This window comes from Streptococcus sp. CL8.13 (assembly GCF_049737895.1).
The window spans coordinates 1-4,016 of the sequence record NZ_JBKOTT010000087.1 but is presented as its reverse complement, the minus strand read 5'-3'; the positions used below and the strand labels follow the sequence as shown (position 1 = coordinate 4,016).

Below are 4,016 nucleotides of genomic sequence, written 5' to 3'. Positions count from 1 at the left end.
TCATGATTGGTCGAGATCTTATGCAGGGAAATCCTCGTTTAGCAGAGCTTGGTTTTGAGGAAGAAGCAGTTGGTCACCATGCTTTAGTAGCTGGTTTCCAAGGTCAACGCCAGTGGACAGACCATTTCCCCAATGGGGACTTTATGGAAACTTTCCTCAATACTCAGTTTGACTGGAATGGTATTCGAAAACCATTTGTATTTGCGACAGAGAATGATTCACTAAATGGTGTGTCTATGCTCTTTAATTATCTATTAACAAATACTCCACAAATCTTTGCTGATGTGCGTACTTATTGGAGTCCAGAGGCTGTTAAACGTGTAACAGGGCATACTTTAGAGGGGCGTGCTGCAGACGGATTCTTACATCTAATCAATTCTGGCTCTTGTACATTAGATGGTACAGGTCAAGCTACACGAGATGGCCAACCTGTTATTAAACCATTTTGGGAGTTGGATGAAAGTGAAGTACAGGCTATGCTTGAAAACACAGACTTCCCACCAGCAAACCGCGAATACTTCCGTGGAGGAGGATTCTCAACTCGTTTCTTGACGAAGGGTGATATGCCAGTAACAATGGTACGTCTCAATCTTCTAAAAGGGGTTGGTCCAGTGCTACAAATTGCAGAAGGTTACACACTTGAACTTCCTGAAGATGTTCACCATACTTTAGATAATCGTACAGACCCAGGCTGGCCAACTACTTGGTTTGCTCCACGTTTGACAGGAAAAGGTGCTTTCAAGTCTGTCTATGACGTCATGAATAATTGGGGAGCTAATCACGGAGCCATAACATATGGACACATTGGAGCAGACTTGATTACCTTGGCTTCTATGTTGAGAATTCCTGTCAATATGCATAATGTACCTGAGGAAGATATCTTTAGACCTAAAAATTGGTCCTTATTTGGAACAGATGATCTAGAATCAGCAGACTATCGTGCATGTCAGTTGTTGGGGCCACTACATAAATAAAACTTGTTTATATAGGAGGTGAACTTACGTCCCTCCTATCCTTTTAAAAATATTTGTTAGATATTTCACAAATGATTGAAAACGAATACAAAAAGTAATATAATGATGTTAAATATATAGCGCGAAGGCGCAGGAGGAAAATTATATGGCTACATTTTATGTTCCGGCAGTCAACCTTATTGGAAAAGGTGTTGTAAATGAAGTGGGTCCTTATATCAAGGAACTTGGCTATAAAAAGGCGCTTTTGGTGACAGATAAGTTCATCGAAGGAAGTGACATTTTGCCTAAGGTTTTAAAACCGCTAGATGCAGAAGGAATCGAATATGTCATCTTTAGCGATGTAGAGCCAAACCCTACTTGTAAGAATGTCACAGATGGGGTAGCTGCTTTGGAAGAACATGGATGTGATTTTATCATCAGTCTTGGTGGGGGTTCTCCACAGGATGCAGCTAGTTGTATTTCTATCATAGCAACAAATGGTGGAAAACCACAGGATTATGAAGGGCTTCATAAGTCTGCTAAAAAAGGCTTGCCAGTTGTGGCTATCAATACAACGGCAGGAACTTCTGCAGAAATTACTATTAACTATGTGATTACCGATGAAGAACGCAAGGTTAAGATGGTAATGGTTGACAAGAATAGCCTTGCTCTTATCTCTGTTAATGACCCTGAATTGATGATTTCAAAACCTCAAGCCTTGACTGCAGCGACAGGTATGGATGCTCTGACTCACGCTGTTGAAGCTTTGGTAACACCTGGTGCTTATGATGTGACCAAGAAATTATCTATCGGAGCAATTGAGCTTATCAAGGAATACCTTCCTCGCGCTGTAGCAAATGGACATGATATTGAAGCGCGTGAAGGTATGGTCAATGCCATCTTCCTTGGTGGTATGAGTTTTAACAATGCAGGTCTGGGCTATGTTCACTCAATGGCTCACCAGCTCGGCGCAGTATATAATTTGCCACACGGTGTTTGCTGTGCCATGTTGTTACCAGTTATAGAACGTGAAAATGCTAAACGTGTACCAGAAGCTTTCCGTAATGTTGCCAAGGCCTTGGGACTTCATGTAGAAGGTAAATCAGATGAAGAGTGTGCCGATTACGCAATTGCTGAGATTGAGAAGCTTTCTGAGATAGTAGGCATTCCTAAGAAATTGACTGAACTTGGTATTGAAGAAAAAGATTTCGACTTTGAATACCTTTCTAAGAATGCCTTGATTGATGCCTGCGCACCAGGAAATCCATTCATGCCAACCTTAGAAGAAACGATTGAGTTTTATAAAGAGTTGTTTTAGCAAGAGATTTGACGACAATGTGACAATTCACCTCTAATTATTGACATTTCAGGAAAAATTGCAGTAAAAACTGCACATCCTTCTTTAAATGTGCTATAATACAGAAAAAAATAATGATGGAGGTCGTCGCGATGGTAACAACATTTTTGATGATTTTTGTGGTGGTTTGTGTGCTCCTATTGGTGATAGTCACACTGAGTACAGTTTATGTGGTTCGTCAACAGTCGGTGGCGATTATTGAACGCTTTGGGAAATACCAAAAGGTTGCCAATAGCGGTATTCACATCCGCTTGCCTTTTGGGATTGACTCGATTGCAGCTCGGATTCAGTTGCGCTTGTTGCAAAGCGATATTGTTGTTGAGACTAAGACCAAGGATAATGTGTTTGTTATGATGAATGTAGCGACCCAGTACCGTGTTAATGAGCAGAGCGTGACAGATGCTTACTATAAACTCATGCGTCCAGAATCTCAGATTAAATCTTATATCGAAGATGCTCTTCGCTCTTCTGTTCCCAAATTAACCTTGGATGAATTGTTTGAGAAAAAAGATGAGATTGCCCTTGAAGTTCAACATCAAGTAGCAGAAGAAATGACTACTTACGGTTATATTATTGTGAAAACCTTGATTACTAAGGTCGAACCAGATGCAGAAGTCAAGCAATCCATGAATGAAATCAATGCAGCGCAACGCAAGCGGGTCGCAGCGCAAGAATTGGCGGAAGCTGATAAGATTAAAATCGTCACTGCAGCTGAAGCCGAAGCAGAAAAGGACCGCCTCCATGGTGTGGGGATTGCCCAACAACGTAAGGCTATTGTGGATGGCTTAGCAGAGTCTATCACCGAACTCAAGGAAGCCAATGTTGGCATGACAGAAGAACAAATCATGTCCATCCTCTTGACCAACCAGTATTTGGATACTTTGAATACCTTTGCCTCTAAAGGAAATCAAACTATCTTTTTACCAAATACGCCAAATGGTGTCGATGATATCCGTACACAAATCTTGTCAGCCCTTCGAGCTGACAAGAAATAATAGATTAAAGAGCTTGGCAACAGGCTCTTTTTGTATTACCCTTGTAGCTTTGAGGACTAAATCTTCCTCCACAAATTATAGAATCTTTTCTGAGGATTTAGGGAGTGATGGAGGAAGTCTTGAAAGCGCTTTTGTTTTGTGCTATAGTCAAGTAAATCGAGTCATTTAAAGAGGATTGTTTGTATGAGAAGAGAAGAAGTTTTACGAAATCACTGGTTTTTTAGCCAGGAAGTGGGGAAAGAAGATGCCTTGGCACCAGATTTTCAGAGGGGAAATTGGCAGGCTATTCAAGTGCCACACGACTGGAGTATTTACAATGATTTTGACCAGTATTCGCCAGCGCAAAATGAGGGTGGTCAGTTAAATGGTGGTCAGGCCTGGTATCGGACACAGTTTTACTTGAAAGAAGATGCCAGTCTTGTTTCGGTGCGTTTGCTCTTTGACGGGGTTTACATGAATTCCCAAGTCTATATCAACGGGCAAGTGCTGGGCTATTATCCCAATGGCTATACACCATTTTCTTATGATATCACTCCTTATCTAAGAAATGATGGAACAGCCAACCAGCTTGCAGTTTTTGTGGAAAATCAGCAACCTAGCAGTCGTTGGTACTCTGGTAGCGGTATTTACCGAGAAGTAAAATTGTTGATTACAGATCTGGTGCATCTGGATTTATATGGGATTAAGATAGTAAGTCCCAAGCTCAAGGAA

Annotated in this window: 3 protein-coding genes and 1 pseudogene; all 4 read left to right on the top strand. The window is 41.2% G+C overall.

The window, feature by feature from the left end; genetic code table 11:
* Positions 1–974 (top strand): annotated as a pseudogene (gene fucI / locus ACLNCN_RS03800) (L-fucose isomerase); the annotation flags it as partial.
* Positions 975–1,119: 145 nt separating this feature from the next.
* Complete coding sequence (locus ACLNCN_RS03795) at positions 1,120–2,271, top strand: iron-containing alcohol dehydrogenase (RefSeq protein WP_261141486.1); 1,152 nt, start codon at positions 1,120–1,122, stop codon at positions 2,269–2,271.
* Positions 2,272–2,420: 149 nt separating this feature from the next.
* On the top strand, positions 2,421–3,305 hold the full coding sequence (locus ACLNCN_RS03790; RefSeq protein ID WP_070529168.1) for an SPFH domain-containing protein: 885 nt from the start codon (positions 2,421–2,423) through the stop codon (positions 3,303–3,305).
* Between the two features lie 183 nt (positions 3,306–3,488).
* Positions 3,489–4,016 (top strand): sugar-binding domain-containing protein (locus ACLNCN_RS03785; RefSeq protein ID WP_424844653.1); only part of this gene is annotated, 528 nt, incomplete at its 3' end.